Below are 22,825 nucleotides of genomic sequence, written 5' to 3'. Positions count from 1 at the left end.
TACGTGTTGACTCAGGCTTCAATAAAGTGTGATCTATATATTTCTCAAATTTCATACTTACTACTCCTCGTGTTATATAATCTCTTTATTTAATTTTACTATAAATACGAATATATCTCGCGAATTTATATCTATTTATTTTTCAGATTGTGTCCAACGATTTAAGCTGACGAATAAAACTAATCCGACAATACTCATTAAACCTAAAATAATTAAAATAATACCGAAATGTGAACTTAATGCATCATTGCCTGGGAAATTTAATGCTTTAAAATCGATTAGAGCCGCAGCAATCGCAATACCTACAGATACCGCCACATTAATAATTAAATTATAAAAACCAATAGCCACACCTGTCATATTAAGATCTATTGTTTTAATGGCTTCGTTAAGTAAAGGTGCATACATTAAAGCAAAGCTACCTGCAAAGAATATCATAGAAATAACGAAGATTGAAATGTGATTACCTACTGCAAATGCAGGTAAAATCAAGCTCAGTGCGATTAAAATAATTGCTGTGATAATCGCTTGTTTTGAATTCAGATATTCGCCGATTTTACCACTTAGTGCACCAACGATGACTGCTACTATATAACCCGGTACTAATAACAGTGATGTTGTGTCTAGTTGCAGATGATAAATTTGCTCCATTATGAATGGGAACGTAAAAATATAACCCAATTGGATAGCATACATTACAAATACTATAAATAAAAATGAAGCATAACGTTTATTTTGGAAAAATGATTTATTTACTAATGGACGTTGCGCATTTTTAATATATAGCGCAAAAACGATAATCGCAATTAAGGCACCAATCATATATAACCAATTAAAGTTCGTAATAAACAGCATGACTGTTGTAGCAATAGTTGCCACTAGAATTAAGCCAACAAAATCTAAATGAGCTTTATTCGTATTATTTTCTTTTGGTAATAATTTAAATAGGAATGGCAACGTAAATACTACGATTAATGCAATTAAAAACATATTTGTCCAGTGTAAATACGTAGAAATAAATCCACCTGATAATGTACCGATAACTAATGACAAGGAATAACTGCTCGTACTTAAGCCAAGGTAAGTCTTCTGGTCCTCTTTAGAAAGATACTTTGCAACATATATCACATATAATGTCTCTGCAGCAGCTAAACCGGCAGTTTGAATAATACGTCCAACTAAAAGTAATGGGAATTGATGTTGGAAAATGTAACCAATAATTGATCCGATAATGATTAATATCACGCCATAAATAAATAGTGTGCGTATACTAATGGCATCAGATAATGAAGCGTATACTACAGCGCCAATACCAATTACTAAACCGGCTAATGTCGCTTGCCAACTTACTGTCGTTACAGATATGTTTAAGTCATCAGCAATGGCTACAGAAATCAATTTAAATGAGTTGTCTATAACCAAACTGAATACAAATAAGAATAATAAAATAGGTACTGCTTTCTTTATTTTAGAATATTCAACATTCATAATCATCTACACCAATGACAGTGCAATTTCAATCATATCTGTAAATGCACGTTCCCTTTCCTCAGGTGTTGTTGACGTTTCATGAATTAAATGATCGCTCACTGTGAACACACCTAATGCTTCGACACCAGCGTAAATTGCATTCATGTATAATGCAGCTGATTCCATTTCTACACCTAAAATACCCATACGCATCCAACGTTCACTCGCTGTTGTATCCGCGTTATAGAAAATATCACTTGATAACACATTACCTACATGATGACGTACACCTTTGTCACGTGCTGTTCCAACTGCTTTTTCTAATAATTGATAAGAAGCAATTGGCGCAAAATGACCTGGTAATTGATATTGTTGAACGTAATTTGAATCAGTAGAGGCACCTTGTGCAATAATCACATCATATAAATCAATGTTTTCTTGCATCGCGCCACAAGAACCAACGCGAATTAATTTTTTACAACCAAATGTATGAATTAATTCATAAGAGTAAATGCCAATAGATGGCATACCCATACCTGAACCCATGACAGAAACTTTTTTACCTTTATATGTTCCGGTAAAACCAAACATGTTTCGCACTGTATTGAACTGTTCCACATCGTCCAAATATGTTTCTGCAATGAACTTAGCTCTTAACGGATCTCCTGGTAATAGAACCGTTTCTGCAATTTCGACGTCATTCATTGGTTTAATGTGTGGTGTTGATTTCATAAAATATTCCTCCCAATATTTGTATAGTGATTTGTCTATTTGTCTAACCATGTATATAATAATATTTTTTAAAAGCGCTTTCAAGCATTACATTTTGACAATATTAAGAACATTTTACAGTTATAGCTTCTAACCTTGTATAAAACTAATTTTCAAAGCCTATCTATATTTAATTTTTATAATTTTTCCAATTTGAGTAAAAATTATTGTATGATGAGAGTGATTAAGTAACTTTATGGAGGTTGTCTACGTGACGCAAACACAACCAAAATTTTTAACGATTTATAATACGTTATATAAAGAAATTCAAATAGGAAAATATCCAAGTGGCCATGCATTACCTACTGAAAAGGAACTTTGTGCGCGCTTTGATGTCAGTCGTATGACTTTGCGCCAAGCTATAAAATTGTTAGCCGAAGATGGCATCGTAGAGAGTACAAGAGGGAAGGGACACTTTGTTATTCCACAAACAAATGCCCAACACGCTTCAAGTATGGATCAATTTAAGCATCCACTTGATCAAATATTGCTAGCTCGCGTATCTATGTCATCAATTAATTATCGTGTTGATTTAGAAAGTGAATATACAAATCATTTGTTTGCAAACCATCCTTCTGCCGTCATTGCAATGGAACGCTATTATCAAAAAAAGGACAATCATTCTAAGCAAGCTGATGCATTTTGCTTTACCTTTATACCGTTAAATGTCATTGACACATTTAAAGTGAATACACAAAACGAAGACGACATGAAGACATTCGTTGAGCAAACGATTTATAGCAATGCATATCAATCAGATTTAAAAATGTCTATTACCAAAGCGCCCCACTTCAAAAATCATAGTCACGTGTTTGATGGTGATACACATTGTTGGCTGATTATTGAAACACTGTACGCACAAACACCTTATCCAATTATGATTAATAAGTGGTATATTCCACAGGAAATATCTGAATTAACACTGACACGTATAAGACAATCGGATTATTAAAAATTATTAAAATATAAGAAATTTTTTGATGACTATTTAGGGAGTTGGTAAGAAATGGAAAAGCTTGTTACAAGCGCAATTTCATTCAGTCAACTACTGCCAATATAACATTAGCGAGCCTAGGACATTGATTTATGTCCTAGGCTCGCTCAGATAATCACACGATTTTTCTATTATTAATCGTATTATGTTTATTTATTTGTTGAACGTCGTCTAAATGCTAAGAATAACCCAGATACTAATAGTAGTGCGGCAATACTTGCAGTAAGAATACTTGATGTCATACTTTCACCAGCAGCTGGTAAAACTTTTTTGTTACTTTGGTTCATTTGATGATTTGATGAATGCATATTTGCTTTTGGACTCATCATTTGATGGTTTGATGATTGCATATGACCTTGTTGCATGTGTGGCTGTTGGTTCATGTGTGTGTTCTGATTCATATGGCCTTGTTGACTCATATGACCTGTTTTATTTTGCACCATTTCACTACCACCATGATTAATACCATTTGCATCTACATTCGTTTGATAAAAATTGCCATCTTTTGTTAAAGGTAACGCATGGCCATTCATATCTCTAACAGCATGTGGTTTAAATACCCCTACATTAGTTGTAATTATCACATTGTATTTATCAGCAATATTTTGCGTCGCATCATACAATTTCATATTATAGTCTTGCATATTACTGCCAGCGCTTAATTGGGGTAAAGCTTTCTCTAATTCAGTATATTGTGCTTGCGTCATTCCTTGTGGTACTACTCCGCCATAAGGACGATGATTTTGTACATTTTGGCTTTGTTTATTCGACACATTCATTGAAGTTGTGTCGGCATGCGCATTTTGAAAAGGCATACTTGAGAATACTAAAGTGCTTGTTACAATTAAAGAACCTACTGTTGCTAATTTTTTCATTGTCTTTTCCCCTTATATTACAATTTGATTACATTTACATTATCATATGATTACAAAAGAAATGCAACAAAATTTTTGAATCATTACAATTTTTTATAAAAATTTCACTTTAGATTCACAATAATTACTTATTTTGTCAATTTATTTAATGACAATATCTTGATTAATTAATAGTGTTGTCTAATGTATATAACATTTAAGTCATCGTTTTAGTCAACAATAATAAGGTATTTCGAGTTTGAAATTTATCTTATTATTTTGCCACTTTTACGTGCTATCCCATTACACAAAAACAAATAAGTAAAGATATTAAGTACAAAAAAGTGGAACACCTTGTAGATGCTCCACCTCAATTATATTAAGTTATATTATTTTGCTGCTTGGTATAATTCATCAACTTTTTTCCAGTTAACAATATTCCAAAATGCAGTCATATAGTCTGGGCGTTTATTTTGATATTTCAGATAGTAGGCATGCTCCCAAACATCAAATAGTAAGATTGGTGTTTTGCCTTCTGTTAATGGATTATCTTGGTTTGGCGTTGTCACAATTTCTAATTTGCCATCATTAACAACTAACCAAGTCCAACCTGATCCAAATAATGTTGTTGCTTTATTTGCAAATTCATTTTTAAATTCATCTAAAGTGCCCCACTGCGCTTTGATGTCATCTATTACGCCACCTTTTTCTTCAGAATTAGGTGATAGTATTTCCCAGAATAATGAATGGTTAAAATGACCACCGCCATTATTACGGACTGACATCCTCATCGCTTCCGGTACCTTGTCTAAGTTAGCAATCATATCCGCTAATGATTGATGCTCTAACTCTGTTCCTTCAACTGTTGCGTTTAATTTCGTCACGTACGTATTGTGATGTTTGTCGTGATGAAACTCCATTGTTCTTTGATCTATATATGGTTCCAATGCATCATATGCATATGGTAAATTTGGTAATTTAAATGCCATAAGTATATTCCTCCTTTTATGAATATACTTTTATAATAATTAATTTCGGGTGTGTTTTGCAATAATTATTATTTATTTGTTATATCCAATTATATAAAATTTAAATATTCGAAATTGATATAATATTTAATATTGAATGCAAAAAGGCATTTAACTGCTTTTGTTTCCCGCTTTTAAAAAGAATTAAAAAAGACAACTTCCATTTTTCAATAAGAAATTGCCTTTTCTTCTTCATCTTAAATTTCTAAAGTATAGCGTTACCGATACTTAAATTGTTTTATGTCGAAGATGCCTCAATATTTGCCATACGTATTGATTTTTCATAGTCAACATTAATAAAAGATAAACTACTATACCAATCGCAATTAATAGCAGCGTAGCGTACATTGTAGGGGGCAAATAATGATTGACCACACCAAGCACAATAAACATCATAACGGCAGCAATGACACATTGAATCGTACTTACAATATTCAACTTCACATTGATTTTAGTAATATCAACAAATCGCCAAATAAGTAAGATAAACTCTGTAATTAAACGTGCAATAGCAGCACCGTAAATTCCATAAAAATATATCAAAATAATACATAATACTAGGTTTATCACCGCACCAATAGTAATTGACGCATTATATAATCTTATTTTATTCACTATTAATAAATATTGCCTGCTTATCAACATATTTAAAGGAATGATTAATACAAGTATCGCTAAAATGGTCATCAATGGGACAGTTGATGCGAATTCCTCACCAAAGAACCATAAATAAAATGATGGCATAATTGCAATTAAACCAAAGACCATAGGTATTGTTAATATCAATTGAATATTCATATTATTAGCTAACGTTTTAGTTAAACTATGTGATTGCTGGATAGACATTTTGGTAATACGCGGAATCATTACAAGATCAAATGTATTAATCATTATGATTGCGACCGTTAAAATATTAAATGCGTTAGAAAAGATACCAACTTGTTGGTATGTGCCTACTAAACCAAGAACAACGCAAGAAATACTAGTATATAAGTTGAGCTGTCCATTTGGTAATAAGTATGCTAATGACGAACGAAACAATTGCCAGACGTGTATCCAATTAACCGAAACAAAGCTAATGTATCGTTTTAAGTAGATAAACAAAGGTAATTGGTTTAATACCGTCACAATAGCAATAGTAAATACATACAATGATAAATCTGATTGATCTTTGACAAAGATAACAACTACACTTAATACAATACCAGACGCAACAATATTACTGAGGCTAGGAATTTTAAACTTTTCAGTTCCAGCATAAAACCATGAAATATCGAGTGCTGCACCTATAATATAGATTCCTTGTAGTAGGAAAATAAGATAGTAATCATCTATAAATATAGTAATTACGACCATATACATCGCAAAAACTGTTAACGCTAAAAATAATTTACTGACAAAGATATCCCAAAACTGCTGAGACAATTGCCGTTTGTCGTTAACGGACTTCGCGATAACTCTATTAAAATATAACTGAACGCCAACACTTGCAATCATCAAAAAGTATTGCACGATATTGAAAGAAAATGAAACAATACCCACACCACTGGGACCAAATGCACGTGAAATAATGGGTATTGTAATCAGTGGTGTCATCGTTCTAATCAATTGGTATAGCCCTTGATAAATAATATTTTCTTTTAGTGAATCACTCTTCATTACGATCCCTTTCCATCTTTTCATATTGAACAATAAAGACGATAATTCCTAAAATAAAAGCGACATATCTTGAGTTATTAAATGATACTGTTAAAAAGTAAATCAGCATCGTCAACATTACAACAATTGCTGTTACATTTTTCCCAGAAATGTTAAATCTAAATAATTCAAACAGTAAATAAAGCATAAATATGATAAATAATGCACCGAATAAAATGCCCCATTCCGCAAAAATCTGCAAATATGTATTATGGGCAACAAGTAAAATACCATTAATTTGCGAGCCAATATGTACATAATCCACTAATCCGACACCAAAACCTAGTGTATATTTAATTACTGAAATGGCATTTATCCATACAACACTTCGCTCAGACCCACTATCATTTAATGATGCAAAGCCCTCTTCAAAAATAGACGCCATTCGATCTAATGACGGTAAGGCATCAAGGTCGCTTAATTGGAATAAATAGTAGTTGATATTATAAAAGGTAAAACAAAGTAATATCAGCATAATCACTAACATACTCACAACACTTACCGCATTTCTACTAAATAACTTTTTAATAAAGAAATAAATGGCTAAGACGATTAATATGATAAACGCAGTCTTAGACCCCGTTGTAGTTAAAGACCATAGCAAAATACCACATGCAAGGACCTTGAATATGTAATTATGAATATACTTGTAAGCAAGTACCAATGTAATAATCTGTGTCATCGCGAAATAGTTAGGGTCATTCATTAATCCTTTTGAACGTATTTCATCAAAATATAACAATTTCATTAGTAAAGGGGACTTGTTCAAACCAGCTATAATACAAAATAGACCTATAGTCACACTGCTTATAATATAAGAGGTAACGATCACTTTTTTGCTATTACCTAACTTAAAGATGATCATCCCTAAATAGAAATAAATGACTACAAATGCATATTTAACTGTAGATGCAAGAACTTCCTTAACCGTAATAAATATCAAATCATCAAAAAATAGCAAACAAAGCGTAATAATCATACGATATGTATACAAAATAATGAAAAACTGTAAAAAATGATTTGCCTTTAATAAATGGTTAGCGAAAAACAGTAAATAAACTAATATTAGTAATGTGATAAAGTCAGCTATAGAAACATTCACACCGGCAATAACCGAAGATTGCTGAATAAAAACCGCTAAACCGATAAGTAACAATGTTAGTAATTTACTATTGTGTTGATTTTCCATTATAAACGTCTTCCACTTCTTTAATCATTTTCTCCTCAGTAAAACATTCTAAATAACGTTTTCTAGATTGATTACTCATTTTGATGTAATCACTGTCTATTAAATATTTTTCCAGGACTTTAGCAATAGTTTCGGGTTGGTTGTTCATCATACATATACCATTATCAGCTACTAATTCTGAAATACCGCCAACATGACTGGCTATAACAGGCAAACCTGTAGCCATAGCTTCTATAATGCTAATTGGCAAACCTTCATGCTTACTTATTAAAATAAACGTATCGTATTGTGATAATAAATGACTCGCATTAATGACATTGCCCAAAAATGTGACATCATTTTCTAACCCAGCTTGTACAACTTGTTGCTGACAATCATTTAATGTAGGTCCATCGCCTATAAATGTAAAATGCGCATGATTACTGTTATGTAATTTCAATATCTCTATTGCCGCGATTAGATTTTGTGGCAATTTTGGATAAGCAAATCTTGCAATCATAACAAATTGATGCTTTGTCGGGGCATTAATCTGTAAATCTTGTTTATTAGGCAACATTCCAACTACTTCGCCAATATTGTTATGTGATTGGCTTTTTAGCGTTTGCTTAACAGCGGGAACATCTGCAATACCATTATGTATTGTGGTTAATTTCAATCGATTAAATCGATATTTTAACGCTAACTGTTTATCGAAATCTGAAACACAAATAATGCTATCTGTAATACGTGACATTAATTTTTCGATAACTAGATATAGAAATTTTTTAGCTGGTTTAACACCCTCTGTAAAAGCCCATCCATGCGCAGTAAAAACTACACGTGTGTCTTTCGATTTCGAAATGAACTTCGCAATTCGTCCGACCGTTCCAGCTTTAGAAGAATGTAAATGGATAACATCAGGCTTAATTTTCGAGAATAACTGTGCTAACACTTTGACAGCTAAAATATCTTGTTTAAAGTCAATTGGACCTACTAAATGTTCGAGAATAATTACATTAACTCTTGCATCTAGTTGTTCAATCATTGGTCCATGATTGCCTACAATGACATAAACATCATGGTGTACGCAAAAATGGTTGGCGAGTTGAATGAGATGTGTTTGTGAACCACCATTGTCTGCTTTAGTAATACAATATATAATTTTCAACTGTTACAAACCCCTTTAATGCTATACTTTCAATTTCTTAACATGGCTATCTCATCAGATGAATAGTATTTATAGCCATGCAAATCAATGATGGCACATATTTCTTAATGCCATTTGATACTGTCTCAAGGGATTCCTCGTTATACTGTAACAATTGGTCACAATCTTTAAAATGTAACTTTTATTTGAACTTAGTTAAGTAAATTAAGACTACCTTGAGCCTTCCCCTGTAATAACAACCATCAATGTTCTAATTGATATATATAGTTCCATCATTAAACTACCTTTATGTATATATTTCATGTCATATTTCAGTTTTTGTTGCGGTGTTAAGTCATATCCACCTTGAATTTGCGCAAGTCCTGTTAACCCTGGTGTAACAAGACATCTTTGCTCGAAACCTATCACTTCTGAACTAAATAATTCTACAAATTCCGGACGTTCCGGGCGTGGTCCAATAAAACTCATTTCCCCTTTAACAACATTAATTAGTTGTGGTAATTCATCAATGCGTGTTTTACGAATAAACTTCCCGACATTTGTTATACGATCATCATCTTTATCAGCCCATTGCGCACCATTTTTCTCTGCGTTTTTACACATCGAACGTAATTTGTATATTTTAATTAATTTACCCATCTTCCCAACTCTAACCTGACTATAAATAGGGTTTCCTGGCGAATCTATGACGATAGCAATGGCGAATATGAACATAATCGGAAATGTTAAAAATAATAAAACGATACTTAATACTAAGTCAATCGCACGTTTAATTGGGTAATAGCCTTTTCTCACTTCTTCGAGTGCATCTAATTTTCTTTGATAGGCATAACCCTTATTATTATGGACAGCTTCAATGTCATTTTCACGACATTTCCACTTCTTTAGCTGTAACTTCTTCAATATTATCTACCTCAAAATTAAAGTAATCCTTTAAACCTGTTTCTACTGTATATTTAGGAACAAATCCTAATGCCTTTAAGTTAGAAATATCTGCATAAGAATGCTTAATATCTCCTTTTCGTGCTTCTTTAAATTCATGCTCGACTGATTTTCCATATAATTCACCAATAATACGATAAACCTCTAATAAATTAGTAAAAGTGCCTGTACCAATGTTATAACCGTGTCCAATTGCATCTTTGTGTTCCATAATTAAGCGTACAGATTGAACAACATCATATACATATACAAAATCTCTAGTTTGCAGTCCGTCACCAAAAAATGTAAATGGCTTGTTATGCTCAAATGAATCGAACATCTTTGAAATCACACCTGAATATTGTGACTTAGGATCCTGTCTTGGCCCAAATACATTAAAAAATTTAACAACCGCTGTTGGTATGTTATATAACGAACAATAATTTAATGTCGTCCGTTCGCCGTAATATTTATCTATTGCATATGGTGATAATGGTAAGATTAATGATTGATCACTTTTAGGCAAATCAGGAAGATCACCATAAACAGCTGCTGACGAAGCAAAGATAAAACGTTTTATATGATTATTATATTTTTTAATGATTTCTAACAATCTTAATGTTGCTACGACGTTTATTTCTTGAGATAAGATAGGTTTCTCAACCGACTCAGCAACACTAACTAATGCTGCTAAATGAATAACATAATCAAATTGATATGTCTTCATGATTTGTTCAACTGCATCATATTCACGAATATCTAATTCAAACACATGATCGTCAGCCAAACTTTTAATATTTTCTCGTTTACCTGTTCTATAGTTATCTAGAACATAAACATCATAATCTTGTTGTAAATCATCTACTAAATGCGACCCAATAAAACCAGCCCCACCAGTTATCAAAACTCTTTCCAAATCTTCCACCTCATTTATACATTAAAAATATATCATAAAAACATAAAGTATTGTAAGCTTTTTATCGATATTTTTTATTTATAAAAATAAAATGAGATAACTTTGTGAATTTTTATTGAGATAAATTAGATAGTGACGTTTTTGTGTTGTTTTATAATATCTTGGGTGTGTTAATACTAATAATGCTTTCAACTGATGCATTAGACTGTGACATCATAACTCACTTAAGAACTTCGCTTATTAATTTTCTACCAATACACTCCCTTCTAAGTGCACTAAAAAATCCTTACTGCTAAGTGATTAAACTTAACAATAAGGATTTATTTATCATTAGTGGATGATTATTAACGGAATCTCATACCACCATCTACAATAATCGTTTGTCCAGTAATGTAATCAGAGTCTTTACCAGCTAAGAAGCTCACTACATTTGAAACATCTTCTGGTTGAGAAACTCTGCCCAAAGCAATCTGACTTGTAAATTGTTCCCAGCCCCATGCTTCAGGTTTACCTGCCTCTTCGGCTGTTGCCACTGCGATACTTTCCATCATTGGTGTTTGAACGATACCAGGTGCGAATGCATTCACAGTAATACCTTCAGACGCTAAATCTTGTGCGGCTACTTGTGTTAAACCTCGCACTGCGAATTTTGTACTGCAATATAAAGACAAGCCTGGGTTACCCTCAACGCCTGCTTGAGATGTTGCATTGATAATTTTACCGCCATGATTGAATTTTTTAAATTGTTCATGTGCGGCTTGAATACCCCATAGCACACCTGCAACGTTCACGCCATATACTGTTTTAAACTGTTCTTCAGTAATTGTATCGATTGGTGTTGTTGGTCCAAGGCCGGCATTGTTAACCATGACATGGAAATCGCCAAATTGCGCGGCAGTTTGTCTTACTGCGTTAAATACATCATCACGGTTTGATACATCTGCTTTGATAGCAATAGCTTTTGTACCATCACTTGATAATTTAAGTGCAGCTGCTTTTGCCCCTTCTTCATTGAAATCAACAACTGCTACTTTGAAACCATCTTCCACTAAACGTTCTGCAATTTTAAAACCAATCCCTTGTGCTCCGCCAGTTACTAACGCTACTTTGTTGTTTGTCATAAAGATCACTCCTCAAATTACTTTCCTTTAATTACATTTTACTCCTCTTCATTTGAATAGTACAACAAAGATAACTCCATTTAACAAAATATTCAGATATTTAAGGTATAGTTAAACGCACTACCATTAGTGATTGGCAATGCGTTTAAATGTCATTTTAAAAGTGCTTATGTTGAATATTATTTTTTAAGTCTCTCGATTAGTTTGTCATCAATCTTTTTTCGAGTCATGGTCTTTTGATTCAATCGGCGGTTCCGTGTTATCACTGTCAACTTTAGTTGTAGCTTCATCTTTATGTATTTCTTCGTTAAATACTTCAAGGTTTTTAGTCGTGGGATTTTTAACCTCAGGATGTTCCATCATGTCTTGACTATCAAGTTCCTTTTTACCCGTGTCTTTATGTGATGCTTGATTTGCGTTCCCTTTACTTTTTTGAATAGTGGTAGTATCTGCTGCAGCTACTAATTTTTTTCTACCTAAAATAGATATGGCTGAAACAAACCAGAGTATTGCAGATACAAAGTTGCATAATACTAAAGCGATAATAGCCAATACAATTAATATGACACCTTTTGAAATCCTTTCTTTAAATAAGTCAGATGCCAATACGATGACAGGTACGATTGAAAGTATAATTACAAATATAGAAATTATTGCCGATATAACTATTGTTACTATTAAATAATCAACTTTGCTACCTGATAATAAATAGAAAAGGCCGAAAATTAGTCCATAGCAAATTACAAACCCACATAAAGTTATAGCCATGAGTACTATATAAGCTATTTGAAAATATAAACCTATCTTTATGAATGATTTTTCTACATTTTTTTCCATGTCTATTCCCCATTTATTTAATATTTATACTCCGCCTTAAATATTCTCTTTATTCTTTAGTGATTTTATCTTTAGATTCAAATTGATTCTCTGTACTTTCAATATCAACTTTTTCATTTTCGTCTGTCGATTCATCTTTTGAGTATTTATTCCAAATCAGCAAAATACCACCAATCAGCCATAAAATTGACGAAAGGAAATTATATAAACACAGTGCAATAATAGCATAAACAATAAAAAGTGCACCTCCGATTACAGAGTAACTTTCCATATAAATCGCAGTAAAGATGGTTGGTAAAACAGTGAAAAGAGCCAATATTAATCCTAATAAAAAAATTGTTTCGTAATCAGATCCTCCAGCAATATTAATAGATATCATCCTAACAAAAACGACACTAAAATATATTTGAGCTACGATGCCTATCCAAATTGCTATTTTTCCTATAATTGAGCTCATACTCATTCCCCATTTATTTAATATTTATACTCCGCCTTAATATACCTTATTTTATTTAATTTTTATATGCGAAATACAAAAATGGAGAACTTCAATATTTATAAAATATCAAAAGTTCTCCACACTATATTGTTTTATTATATTTTCGCTATCAATACGCTAAATCATCATATTTCCCTCAACATCACAGTAAAACTATTGCTCCACCAAGTATACTTTTTCAGTATAGCATCTCATATTGGCAAACTTATCTGCTAAAAACTGCTTCCAATTGCGCAGTTGTTCAACATCATCATCTTGTTTAAGTAATGCCAGTGGTACTTGAAGATTAAGACATCGTCCTGAAATATTAAAGCGTGTCACACCTGCTGGCACAGTTTCCCCTTTATGAACAACCGCTTCAATTTCCTTATAACTCAATGGCTGATACTTCATGAGTACATCTTGTTGAGAAAGACAAGGATATGTACCTTGTGCAATTCTCTCTACAGAACAACAACCACTATAACTTGCGACAACCTTTTCCCATACTTGAAAATGTGCTTCGCCTAAATCTTTCGTATACAAATATTGTTCTGTATCACCATGACACATCGTAATAAATGGCGCTTCTTGTCTTGTCTCAGTAGTCCATGGCAAGCGATGTTCTTGTTGTAACGTTTCCCACCACACACCAAATGGAACTTTATGTTGCCACGTACTAATTGAATATTGTGTTTCATGGATTTCTTGCACTGGAACTTTCTTACATCCTAACGCTTTCAAACTTGTATACCGATGCACACCATCTATAACCATATATCTACCATGTTGCATCGCTGTCACTAAAATAGGATGACGTATAAAATCATCTGCTTCAATACTACTTTTCGTCTTTTCCAATCTTAAAGGTTCGAATGTTTCGTGAAGATCAATCTTATCTACTGGTACCAATTTTAAATGTTCATGAATATGATTCAATAGTTATTCATCCTCCTTTGTTTGCGTTAAATAAATAAATTCAGGATGTGGATGGCTTAAGAAATCGTGATGTGAAATAGACCATCCGTATGCACCTGCATATTTGAAAACAATAACGTCGCCTGTACTGATTGCGTCTATCTGTACTTCTCTAGCAAAGACATCTTTCGGTGTACATAATTGACCGACTAACGTTGTGTCCTGTCTCGAAATTGAAACTTTTTCAAATGAATATGGATTGTCCTTATAGCGATAAATTTCAAAAGGATGGTTATGCTGCCAAGATACCGGCAGTCTAAATTGTTGCGTACCTCCTCTTAAAATGGCATACCAAGCACCATGCACTTTCTTAATATCTAGCACTTCTGTCACATAGTAACCAATATGTGCCACAATAAAGCGCCCACATTCAAAGTTCAATGTCACATCTTCCATTTCTTGCTCAACGATAAGTGTTTTAAAATTTTCTACAAAATTATCCCACTCAAATTGGCTAGTTAAATCTGCATAGTTAACCCCTATACCACCACCAAGATTGATATGTTTGAGTGGAAATCGATGTTTTTCAGACCATGATTTTGCTTTTTTAAAATAAAGTTTCACTACATCGACGTGTAAATTCGAGTCTAAATTGTTAGAAATAGAATGAAAATGAAAGCCATCTAGATGAATATTTGGCATTGCTAGCGCAGCTTCAATGACATCATCAACTTCGTCTTCAGAAATACCAAATTGTGTTGGGCGTCCTGCCATATGCAACGTTGCATTGGGAAATGGTCCTGCTAAATTAACACGCAATAAAATGTGTTGTGTCTTATCTTCATCTTCTAAGATGGCATTTAGCCGTTGTAATTCATGCATACTTTCAACATGAATACGCTGAACACCTTCACTTACTGCATATCTTAGTTCCTCGTCTGTCTTACCAGGACCACCAAAAATAATATGATTTGCTGGTTTAAAAGCAAGACCTTTTGCTATTTCACCTTGAGATGCAACTTCGAATCCTTCAACATACTGACTAATTGTATCTAGGATTGTTCGTTCACTATTTGCTTTCATTGCATAGTACATTTGACAATTACTCGGCAATGACGATGTAATATGTTGCAAATGATGTTCCAGTCCGACTAAATCATAGATATAATGACAAACTGGATGAGATTGTGCTTTTAATTGTTCAATAACAGGTTGAACTATACGCATTAGCCATCATCCCCTTTCTGTTTAGACGTCGCTAGAGATGCACTTAAATGGCGATATATTTTTCCGCGATCATCACCTAAAATAAATGTTTGTACACCTTGTGCCTGCCATTTTGCAATATCTTCATCTTCACGTGGTAATGCACAAAAATGTTTACCATGTGCATTCACAACCTCAAAAATATGTTGAACATGTGATGTTACTTGATCATCACGCGTTTGCCATGGTATGCCAAGTGACTGCGATAAATCTGCGGCACCTTCGACTATCATGTCTAAACCTTCGACTTGAGCTATATCGTCAATGGCCATAACCCCTTCAACATCTTCTATCATGGCAATCACCATAATATGCTCATTAGCCATCTCCATTGCATCAAGTAATGGTGTACGTCCAAATCTTGCCATGCGACCACCATTCAAACTTCTTAATCCTTGCGGGTAATAACGACTTAATTTCACAATATGCTCAACTGTCTCACGATCTTTAACGTGTGGCACAATAATACCTCTCGCACCCATATCTAACACTTTAATGATATCTCTATCTATCACTGCAGTGACACGTACAATTGGTATAATATGCGCTGCTTCAGCTGCACGAATTAAATGCGCTAGTGTCTCATCATTAATCGCCACGTGTTCTGTATCAATCACAACAAAGTCATACCCGCTTGCTGCGATAACCTCGATCATCAATGGGTCCGGTATAGAATTAAAAATGCCATAAACTGAATCACCATTGTTTAATCTATGTTTCAGAGATAGTTGTTGCATCATTGATACCTCCTACACCTAATGGATTTGTAACATGATGAATTCTTAACTCGGAGTCACTTAATAATCGACGTGTCGTTAACTTTTCAACTTGAATCGTAGGTTCAAACAAATCGAAATGTTGATAGTTATTCAACTCTGGAAATGCTTCTTGATACGCCTCGATAATGTCTTTAACCCATTGCCATTGTCGCTGCTCATCGATACCATATTGCTTTTCAATAAATAAGATGATTTCGGCGATATTAATAAAGAAAAATGCATCATGTAAAAAGTCGCGTACTAAACGTTCGTCATCTGTTTCAATAAATGAATTACTATTCACTTTTTTATGTGCTTCTGGCATTGGCTTTAATGTCAGGTGTGAAGCTGCTTCACTTAAATGCTCACGCTTAAAACGAACACCATCATGGAAATCTTTTAAGGCAATACGTGTAGGCCAACCATTTTCATGAATGAGCATCATATTTTGTGCATGCGATTCAAAGGCAATACCGTGATAATAAAGCATATGAATCATTGGACGAATCGCTACAGCTAAAAATTGCTTTGTCCAAGCTTCAGAACCATATTGTTTAATCCACTTTTCAATGAATGGTACACCATCCTTATCACTTGCATAAAGTGCATTAAATGGTATCGCATCCTCTTCATCGATTAACATATGATATATATTTTCACGCCATATAACACCTAACGCACCATAAACTTGAGTTTGTTTATAAGGCGAAAGTTGTGTATTTAAATAAGACTGTCCTAAGACTTCCCCTAGAAAAACTGTCTTTAATTCATCTTTTAAATACGTATCTTGTTGCTGTATCTGCTTTAACCAATCCGTAATTTGCGCTGCATTTTCAATTGTATGAGGCGCCAACACTCGTTTCGTTGAAGTGTTCGTTATACTTATTGGTACCTTTAAATAATATTTTGTCGTGTCTATTGGCGACATCGTACGAACCGATTGTTGAGGGTGATATAGCTCATCACTTTCCCCTAACCATAGTACTGTGCCATTAAGCCTTTCTTCAGCCAAATCAACTTGGATGACATGTTCAAACTGCCATGGGTGTACAGGTATCATCTCAACATCATTTACATGTTTGCCAGACGCTTCAATTTGCTGTACAAAATGTTCATAAGTCTTATCGCCAACTTGTTGACGTAACATTTCGTTAACTACAACATTTCTTGATACCGTCGTTTCTACTTTATCTTTGTCGATAGCTAACCACTGCAGTTTAACGTTTGGTACAAAATCAGGACCAAATTTCAAATTATCACTCAACGTAAATCCTAAACGTGATTTGTAACTTGGATGATACTGATGACCTTCCATCGCATAAAATTCATAGTCGTTAAATGTCTCAGGTATTGCTGGTGGGTTTGATTCTCGATACTCCATACTTTGCGTATCTTTTAATTCTGTCTGTAATAACTCGACAATAAATTGTTCTAGCTTTTCATCATTTTTAGGAAATGTAAATACAACCTCTCTCAATAATTGTGTATAGTCTGTTGTTGTATCTGCCTCATCTCCTACGACACGCTCAATTGGTGATGTGATACGTATACGATCAAAGCTATGTGTCTTTTCAGCAGTAAAACGATACTCTGAATCATGTCCTTCTATTGTAAAATGACCGACACCGTCTTGATATGACGCTTTATACACAACAATATTCTCATAAATAAGTGATGATACCAGTTGATGCATTACTCTAGTCTTTACACGATTAAGAATTGTTTGATTCACAATACGATACCTCCTTGTTATGACAAATTGGATTTGGTATATGTGTATAAATAGGGTTTGCACCACAATCATTCAATTTACTCATCAAATTCGCTTTAGCCGCAATGGTCGGCGTTTGATATAAATCTTCTACACAGTCAACAAATACTGCGTTATTCGCGTATTCTTTTTTCCAAGTCATAAGACGATGCGCTACAAGTTGCCATAACACAACTTCATTTCTAGTCGCTTTACCAATAGTTGATACTAAATGTCCTAAGTGATTTACTACAACATAATATTTAAGACGATGCCATGCTTCATCATGTGCATATACAACAGGGCTTGATGCTGCCACAACATTTGGCACAAGCTGTTTTTCAGTAGCAATCGTTCTAGATAGACAAATGCCTTCAAGATCTCTGACAAAGCATACGTCGGGTATGCCATCTTTTAATTCAATTAATGTATTTTGTACATGTGCTTCTAGACTAATGCCTGTGTTACTAAACAGCTTTAATATCGGCAATAATGTACGATCCAAATAACATTCAAGCCATGCTTCTGGTGCTAAACCACTTTGCTCAATCACTTGTGCTAACTTAGAGATCGGTGAATCAGGCATCGTTTCAAATAATGACGCCAATACATGAATATCTTTATCAGCATGGTAATTCGGTATCCCTTCACGAACAATCATGGCACTATTTGTTAATAAATCCATTTCAGGTTCAACTGTTTGCCCTAATGGATTCGGTAACAATGCACGATATCCTTCTTCAAACATCAATTTAAAATGGGGTGTTTCAACCTCATCTTTGACTGATGCGATAACTTGCGCGGCATCAATTGTTCGTTCAATTTGTTCAAGATCATTCGTACGTATAAAATTAGTAATTTTAACGTGTATCGGTAATTTTAAATAAATGTTTAATGCTTTTGAAAATACAGTTCTAACCGAAGACGTCGGGTACACTAAATCACCGGAAACGCCAAGGTCTTTTATTAAACCTTGTTCACTATATTGCATATACTGTGGATGCTGTCGCAACACATTGATTTGATAAGGATGTGTTGGTAATAAAATAAAATCTTTGGGTATCTCTGATATATCTATGTCTGCTAATTGATACAACACTTTCTCAACCTGATCTTCTTTACCTTCTACATAGCGCGTGAGCAGAACATCTTGATGCACAGCTAAATAATGCAATTGGAATGATGTATGACATTCGGGTGCATATTTCTCTAAATCTGCTTCTGAAAACCCACTTGCACTCTTAGGAGTCGGATGAAATGGATGACCTAAGTATAAAGATTGTTCTGAAACGATATAACGATCCTCTACGTAGTATATTGTGTTACTTTGCAAATAACGCGCCGTGCGATGAATGCTATTATCGATGTCAGACATAATTTGCGCCATATGTTGTTGCACTGCCGTTTGATTATCTGCACTTTGAGCCATATGTTGCAAAATACGCGCAATTGCTTCTTTATAAGTTGTTATTTTTTTACTTTTTCCATCGATAAGCCATACCTCTGGATGATACATATGATGCCCCATCGCAGACCAATAGCGAAATTCACCCGTTAAAGTTTCGAGCTCTGATAATTGTATAGACCATTGATGATTTTGAGGTGGTACTTGATATAAATTTTCTTCTCTAAAATATTCATTTAAAATGCGTTCGATAGCCGCATACGCTGCATGTTGTATTAATTCTTTATTTTGCACTTTTTTGTTTCAACTCCCATAATTTCATTAATGTGTGATCGTTGATTTGATTAGTGATGGTTGAACAAATTAAAAATAAACTACTTACTGCAAATACTACGCCCATAACGATAAACGTAGTAGCTGGTGTAGTATAACTTGTAATGGCAGCGCCACTAAGACTGCCAATAATTTGACCAACAACTAACATACTGTTCGTCGTTCCAACAAATGTGCCTTTAAGTTGTTGATGACACGCATTCACGACAACAAACATGACACTTTGAATCAATGCACTATATGTTAATCCTTGAAGTATTCTTGCAGCCATTAAAAACTCTATATTCGTCGCTAAACCTTGCAGTATCGCACTACAACCACATGCAATCGTGGCAAATATATATACTGATTTAACATATGATTTATCATTAAAGCGTCCCCATAAAGGCGCGCTTAATATCGAAGCCGTCCAAAATGCGGACTGTAAAAATCCAATCACACTACGGTCATCTATCGCTGTATGATTCACTGATGAAGCAAGTGGTGATAATGCAGTTAGCATGCCATACATAGCAAAGTTTGCTAAAACGCCAACGATAATAAATCGACATGTTTGTTGTGTGCATAATAGACATTGAAATGAACGGCGAATACCTTTATTAATATTTGGTGTTTGTGATTTTGGCATATGTGTCGTTTCAATCAATTTTAATGCACCGAAAATACAGACAATAAAAGTAATAACGGCAATACTCATCAGTAACGCACTAAAACCTAATATCGAAGCTGTAACACCGCCAATTAATGGCCCCACAAGAGACCCTGCGCTGACTGAACTTTGCAGTCTTCCTAATACCTTTCCACGATCTTCAGCTGGCGCCTCTGCACTCGCAAACGCACTTGATGCATCAACAACACCACCAAATAGTCCCTGCAATAACCTCACAAGTACAAACTGTAATGGTGTCGTACACAATGCCATTAAAAATAAGCATACCGCCAAACCAAGTAACGCTCTTAACACCATCCATTTTCTGCTGATCTTATCACCTAGCTTCCCCCATATCGGCGAAGCTATCATCGTCGTTACAGCTGGAGCAGCAATCGCTATACCACTCCACAACTGTATTTCTACGACTGATAGATTTTGTAGTGATGCCATATAAATTGGCAATAATGGCACAAGTACTGTCAGTCCAGCAATCGCTATAAACTGACTGAGCCATAAAATGCGAAAGTTACTGCGCCATATAGACTGATTAATCATATGTCACCATTGGATTTGGTACGGTAGTTAAACCTGAAGGCATACTACCTCCACCACTATCACGTTGATATAGCAATGGTAATAAAATTTGTTTGAATGGCCACGTCTGTTTATCAAATAAAATGTGTCTGACAGCTAGCTGATCAGTTGTAACCCAGGAAATAGTTGCCACTTCATTCTTTAAAATTTGTTTTAACAACGACATAAGTTCATGCTCACTTACACCAAATAAATCTTGAATTGCATCAATAATGGCATATAGATTTACCGATACAGCTAATGTTTGAAAATAAGCAAAGAATGTTTCCAAATCTTCATTAATTAGCGTATTAGGTGTATCTTCTCTGACGACATACTTCGGCAATGAAAGCTGATGTGCTGTTAGCCATGGTTTATAAATTCTGACAGTATCATGATCACGTAACACGCATTTTTGTACACGTCCATCTTCAAATGACAACAATATATTTTGACCATGCAACTCTGGTAATGCGCCGTATTGCATAAATGATAGTGTTACCTTTAAAAAGACTTGCGCGATATCTTCAAATAACGTCATGACATCATTTTTAGAAATATTATCTTTTCCACAAATCATTTGATATAAAGTGCGATCATTTGCCGCGAGTGCTGCCATTGACACTAGCTGTTGCGTATCATTTTTGGCTAGCACTTCGGGATATTTTCTTAGCTGAACAGTTAGATGACCTAATTGATCTTTGAAAATATCATTATCTTGACCCATATATGACCACCAAGCTGTTTCATCACAAACCATGACATACTTAGCTAGTGCTTCATCTTTTTCTATAAGCTGACGTAATAATTGTTCTGCTTGTTCTCCGTTTTTCATGTAACGCGTAGGCGTTAGCCTTAATGCGCCTAATGACTGCATTGCAAATGGTACTTTGACATGGTTATACGGTGCGCCAATATCAATTAATGAACGCATACTTGAAGACGACAGATAATCTCCAAATTTTAACGGTAATAGTACAACCAACTTTTCACTAATCTCTTTCGCAAAGACGTTCGGCAAAATATGCTGATATTGCCAAGGATGTACCGGAAATAGTACATAGTCATCTATTGATAACCCTTGATCATTTAACATGTCTGTCGCTTGTTCTTTTATAGGTGCTGTCAAATTTTCTAATTCATCGATATTTGCAGTATCGCCATGAATCATATGTGTCTTTTTAACTGCTGCAACCATTAAAGGAAATGATTGATTTAATTCAGCTTGATACACTTGATAATCCGCTTCTCTTAATCCTCTTTTTTCTTTAGCTAATGGATGAAATGGACGATCTTTTAAACTTGCAAACTGCTCTGACATCACAAAAGGATGTGACGCTAAATCTAATTCTGATAATTGTTTAGCAAGCTGTGTGGCAGCAGTAGTCAGTCCTTCTTCAACGCGAGCCACTTCCCATTCATGACTTAAATCACAATTCACATTAGCAATTGTTTGCCAAAATTCAGCTGCCGTTAAAGGTTGCTTAGACGCCCTTCCCTCTATCGTAATTGGTTGTGAACTTTCATAACGAAACATATTTAAAGCACTAAAATAAACAGGTATCTTTATTTGTTGTGTTTCACGTTCGTATATCAAAAGCGTTTGTCCATTTTCTTTAGTAATCTCACTATTCGATACAATTCCGGCTATATCTTCAAATAATAATGCATCAACTAAATCCCTTAATATTATCGTTTGTGCTGTATTGACTGCTGTATGATTCTGCAATGTTCAGACACCTCGCA

21 protein-coding genes and 1 pseudogene are annotated in these 22,825 nt (G+C 34.2%); 1 reads left to right on the top strand and 21 read right to left on the bottom strand.

Annotated features, from left to right (window positions below; genetic code table 11):
* Window positions 1–135: 135 nt before the first annotated feature.
* A complete protein-coding gene (tet(38), locus tag HMPREF3247_RS07645; RefSeq protein ID WP_001100300.1) occupies window positions 136–1,488 on the bottom strand; it encodes a tetracycline efflux MFS transporter Tet(38) in 1,353 nt (450 codons plus the stop codon).
* Between the two features lie 6 nt (window positions 1,489–1,494).
* Window positions 1,495–2,202, bottom strand: a complete 708-nt coding sequence (gene deoD, locus HMPREF3247_RS07640) for a purine-nucleoside phosphorylase (RefSeq protein ID WP_000843294.1) — start codon at window positions 2,200–2,202, stop codon at window positions 1,495–1,497.
* A gap of 235 nt (window positions 2,203–2,437) precedes the next feature.
* Between deoD and HMPREF3247_RS07630 the strand changes: the two genes are divergently transcribed.
* Window positions 2,438–3,193, top strand: a complete 756-nt coding sequence (locus HMPREF3247_RS07630) for a GntR family transcriptional regulator (protein ID WP_001789411.1) — start codon at window positions 2,438–2,440, stop codon at window positions 3,191–3,193.
* Between the two features lie 191 nt (window positions 3,194–3,384).
* On the opposite strand, the gene HMPREF3247_RS14945 is transcribed toward HMPREF3247_RS07630, so the two are convergent.
* From HMPREF3247_RS14945 to sbnC, 19 genes and pseudogenes are all read right to left on the bottom strand, one after another.
* Window positions 3,385–3,522: an LPXTG cell wall anchor domain-containing protein gene (locus HMPREF3247_RS14945; protein ID WP_223181133.1), complete on the bottom strand. Its 138-nt coding sequence runs from the start codon at window positions 3,520–3,522 to the stop codon at window positions 3,385–3,387.
* A pseudogene (locus HMPREF3247_RS07625) lies at window positions 3,509–4,110 on the bottom strand (hypothetical protein). Before HMPREF3247_RS07625 ends, HMPREF3247_RS14945 begins: the two are co-directional and overlap by 14 nt.
* A 368-nt stretch (window positions 4,111–4,478) precedes the next feature.
* Window positions 4,479–5,078, bottom strand: a complete 600-nt coding sequence (locus HMPREF3247_RS07620; RefSeq protein ID WP_000874681.1) for a superoxide dismutase — start codon at window positions 5,076–5,078, stop codon at window positions 4,479–4,481.
* Between the two features lie 267 nt (window positions 5,079–5,345).
* Window positions 5,346–6,776 (bottom strand): oligosaccharide flippase family protein, encoded by a 1,431-nt coding sequence (locus HMPREF3247_RS07615; RefSeq protein ID WP_000834085.1) that lies wholly within the window; start codon window positions 6,774–6,776, stop codon window positions 5,346–5,348.
* The gene (locus HMPREF3247_RS07610) at window positions 6,766–8,004 is read right to left on the bottom strand and encodes an O-antigen ligase family protein (RefSeq protein ID WP_000431226.1); all 1,239 of its coding nucleotides are present in this window, start codon (window positions 8,002–8,004) and stop codon (window positions 6,766–6,768) included. Before HMPREF3247_RS07610 ends, HMPREF3247_RS07615 begins: the two co-directional genes overlap by 11 nt.
* Complete coding sequence (locus tag HMPREF3247_RS07605; RefSeq protein WP_070866222.1) at window positions 7,985–9,151, bottom strand: glycosyltransferase family 4 protein; 1,167 nt, start codon at window positions 9,149–9,151, stop codon at window positions 7,985–7,987. The genes HMPREF3247_RS07610 and HMPREF3247_RS07605 overlap by 20 nt, the downstream gene beginning before the upstream one ends.
* Window positions 9,152–9,361: 210 nt before the next feature.
* Window positions 9,362–10,054: a sugar transferase gene (locus HMPREF3247_RS07600; protein WP_000736082.1), complete on the bottom strand. Its 693-nt coding sequence runs from the start codon at window positions 10,052–10,054 to the stop codon at window positions 9,362–9,364.
* On the bottom strand, window positions 10,017–10,997 hold the full coding sequence (locus HMPREF3247_RS07595) for an NAD-dependent epimerase/dehydratase family protein (RefSeq protein ID WP_001789408.1): 981 nt from the start codon (window positions 10,995–10,997) through the stop codon (window positions 10,017–10,019). The genes HMPREF3247_RS07600 and HMPREF3247_RS07595 overlap by 38 nt, the downstream gene beginning before the upstream one ends.
* Window positions 10,998–11,066: 69 nt before the next feature.
* On the bottom strand, window positions 11,067–11,189 hold the full coding sequence (locus HMPREF3247_RS07590; protein ID WP_001805695.1) for a hypothetical protein: 123 nt from the start codon (window positions 11,187–11,189) through the stop codon (window positions 11,067–11,069).
* Between the two features lie 143 nt (window positions 11,190–11,332).
* Complete coding sequence (locus HMPREF3247_RS07585; protein WP_000183771.1) at window positions 11,333–12,109, bottom strand: (S)-acetoin forming diacetyl reductase; 777 nt, start codon at window positions 12,107–12,109, stop codon at window positions 11,333–11,335.
* 210 nt (window positions 12,110–12,319) lie between these two features.
* Window positions 12,320–12,946, bottom strand: coding sequence for an MFS transporter (locus tag HMPREF3247_RS07580; RefSeq protein WP_000414624.1), 627 nt, complete (start codon window positions 12,944–12,946; stop codon window positions 12,320–12,322).
* A 49-nt stretch (window positions 12,947–12,995) separates the two neighbouring features.
* Window positions 12,996–13,403: a hypothetical protein gene (locus HMPREF3247_RS07575; RefSeq protein WP_000094899.1), complete on the bottom strand. Its 408-nt coding sequence runs from the start codon at window positions 13,401–13,403 to the stop codon at window positions 12,996–12,998.
* A 195-nt stretch (window positions 13,404–13,598) separates the two neighbouring features.
* Window positions 13,599–14,363, bottom strand: a complete 765-nt coding sequence (sbnI, locus tag HMPREF3247_RS07565; protein ID WP_001015549.1) for a bifunctional transcriptional regulator/O-phospho-L-serine synthase SbnI — start codon at window positions 14,361–14,363, stop codon at window positions 13,599–13,601.
* A 3-nt stretch (window positions 14,364–14,366) separates the two neighbouring features.
* Complete coding sequence (sbnH, locus tag HMPREF3247_RS07560) at window positions 14,367–15,569, bottom strand: staphyloferrin B biosynthesis decarboxylase SbnH (protein WP_001223709.1); 1,203 nt, start codon at window positions 15,567–15,569, stop codon at window positions 14,367–14,369.
* The gene (sbnG, locus tag HMPREF3247_RS07555; protein ID WP_001186804.1) at window positions 15,569–16,345 is read right to left on the bottom strand and encodes a staphyloferrin B biosynthesis citrate synthase SbnG; all 777 of its coding nucleotides are present in this window, start codon (window positions 16,343–16,345) and stop codon (window positions 15,569–15,571) included. The genes sbnH and sbnG overlap by 1 nt, the downstream gene beginning before the upstream one ends.
* Window positions 16,320–18,170, bottom strand: a complete 1,851-nt coding sequence (sbnF, locus tag HMPREF3247_RS07550; protein WP_072467461.1) for a 3-(L-alanin-3-ylcarbamoyl)-2-[(2-aminoethylcarbamoyl)methyl]-2-hydroxypropanoate synthase SbnF — start codon at window positions 18,168–18,170, stop codon at window positions 16,320–16,322. Before sbnF ends, sbnG begins: the two co-directional genes overlap by 26 nt.
* Window positions 18,079–19,815 (bottom strand): L-2,3-diaminopropanoate--citrate ligase SbnE, encoded by a 1,737-nt coding sequence (sbnE, locus tag HMPREF3247_RS07545; RefSeq protein ID WP_001179890.1) that lies wholly within the window; start codon window positions 19,813–19,815, stop codon window positions 18,079–18,081. Before sbnE ends, sbnF begins: the two co-directional genes overlap by 92 nt.
* Entirely contained in the window at window positions 19,805–21,061 is a 1,257-nt protein-coding gene (gene sbnD / locus HMPREF3247_RS07540) for a staphyloferrin B export MFS transporter (protein ID WP_000610051.1), read from the bottom strand. Before sbnD ends, sbnE begins: the two co-directional genes overlap by 11 nt.
* The gene (sbnC, locus tag HMPREF3247_RS07535; RefSeq protein ID WP_001179414.1) at window positions 21,054–22,808 is read right to left on the bottom strand and encodes a staphyloferrin B biosynthesis protein SbnC; all 1,755 of its coding nucleotides are present in this window, start codon (window positions 22,806–22,808) and stop codon (window positions 21,054–21,056) included. Before sbnC ends, sbnD begins: the two co-directional genes overlap by 8 nt.
* Window positions 22,809–22,825: the final 17 nt, after the last annotated feature.

This window comes from Staphylococcus sp. HMSC36A10 (assembly GCF_001838845.1).
Classification (GTDB): Bacteria; Bacillota; Bacilli; order Staphylococcales; family Staphylococcaceae; genus Staphylococcus; species Staphylococcus aureus.
Note: the sequence above shows the minus strand (reverse complement) of the source record. Positions and strands in the feature narration are given on the sequence as shown.

Coding starts and splice junctions, on each gene's coding strand:
- deoD (WP_000843294.1), bottom strand. CDS start 2,202: ATGAAATCAACACCACACATTAAACCAATGAATGACGTCGAAATTGCA.
- HMPREF3247_RS07630 (WP_001789411.1), top strand. CDS start 2,438: ATGGAGGTTGTCTACGTGACGCAAACACAACCAAAATTTTTAACGATT.
- HMPREF3247_RS14945 (WP_223181133.1), bottom strand. CDS start 3,522: ATGAACCAAAGTAACAAAAAAGTTTTACCAGCTGCTGGTGAAAGTATG.
- HMPREF3247_RS07620 (WP_000874681.1), bottom strand. CDS start 5,078: ATGGCATTTAAATTACCAAATTTACCATATGCATATGATGCATTGGAA.
- HMPREF3247_RS07615 (WP_000834085.1), bottom strand. CDS start 6,776: ATGAAGAGTGATTCACTAAAAGAAAATATTATTTATCAAGGGCTATAC.
- HMPREF3247_RS07610 (WP_000431226.1), bottom strand. CDS start 8,004: ATGGAAAATCAACACAATAGTAAATTACTAACATTGTTACTTATCGGT.
- HMPREF3247_RS07590 (WP_001805695.1), bottom strand. CDS start 11,189: ATGCATCAGTTGAAAGCATTATTAGTATTAACACACCCAAGATATTAT.
- HMPREF3247_RS07585 (WP_000183771.1), bottom strand. CDS start 12,109: ATGACAAACAACAAAGTAGCGTTAGTAACTGGCGGAGCACAAGGGATT.
- HMPREF3247_RS07580 (WP_000414624.1), bottom strand. CDS start 12,946: ATGGAAAAAAATGTAGAAAAATCATTCATAAAGATAGGTTTATATTTT.
- HMPREF3247_RS07575 (WP_000094899.1), bottom strand. CDS start 13,403: ATGAGCTCAATTATAGGAAAAATAGCAATTTGGATAGGCATCGTAGCT.
- sbnH (WP_001223709.1), bottom strand. CDS start 15,569: ATGCGTATAGTTCAACCTGTTATTGAACAATTAAAAGCACAATCTCAT.
- sbnG (WP_001186804.1), bottom strand. CDS start 16,345: ATGCAACAACTATCTCTGAAACATAGATTAAACAATGGTGATTCAGTT.
- sbnF (WP_072467461.1), bottom strand. CDS start 18,170: ATGATTGTGGTGCAAACCCTATTTATACACATATACCAAATCCAATTT.
- sbnD (WP_000610051.1), bottom strand. CDS start 21,061: ATGATTAATCAGTCTATATGGCGCAGTAACTTTCGCATTTTATGGCTC.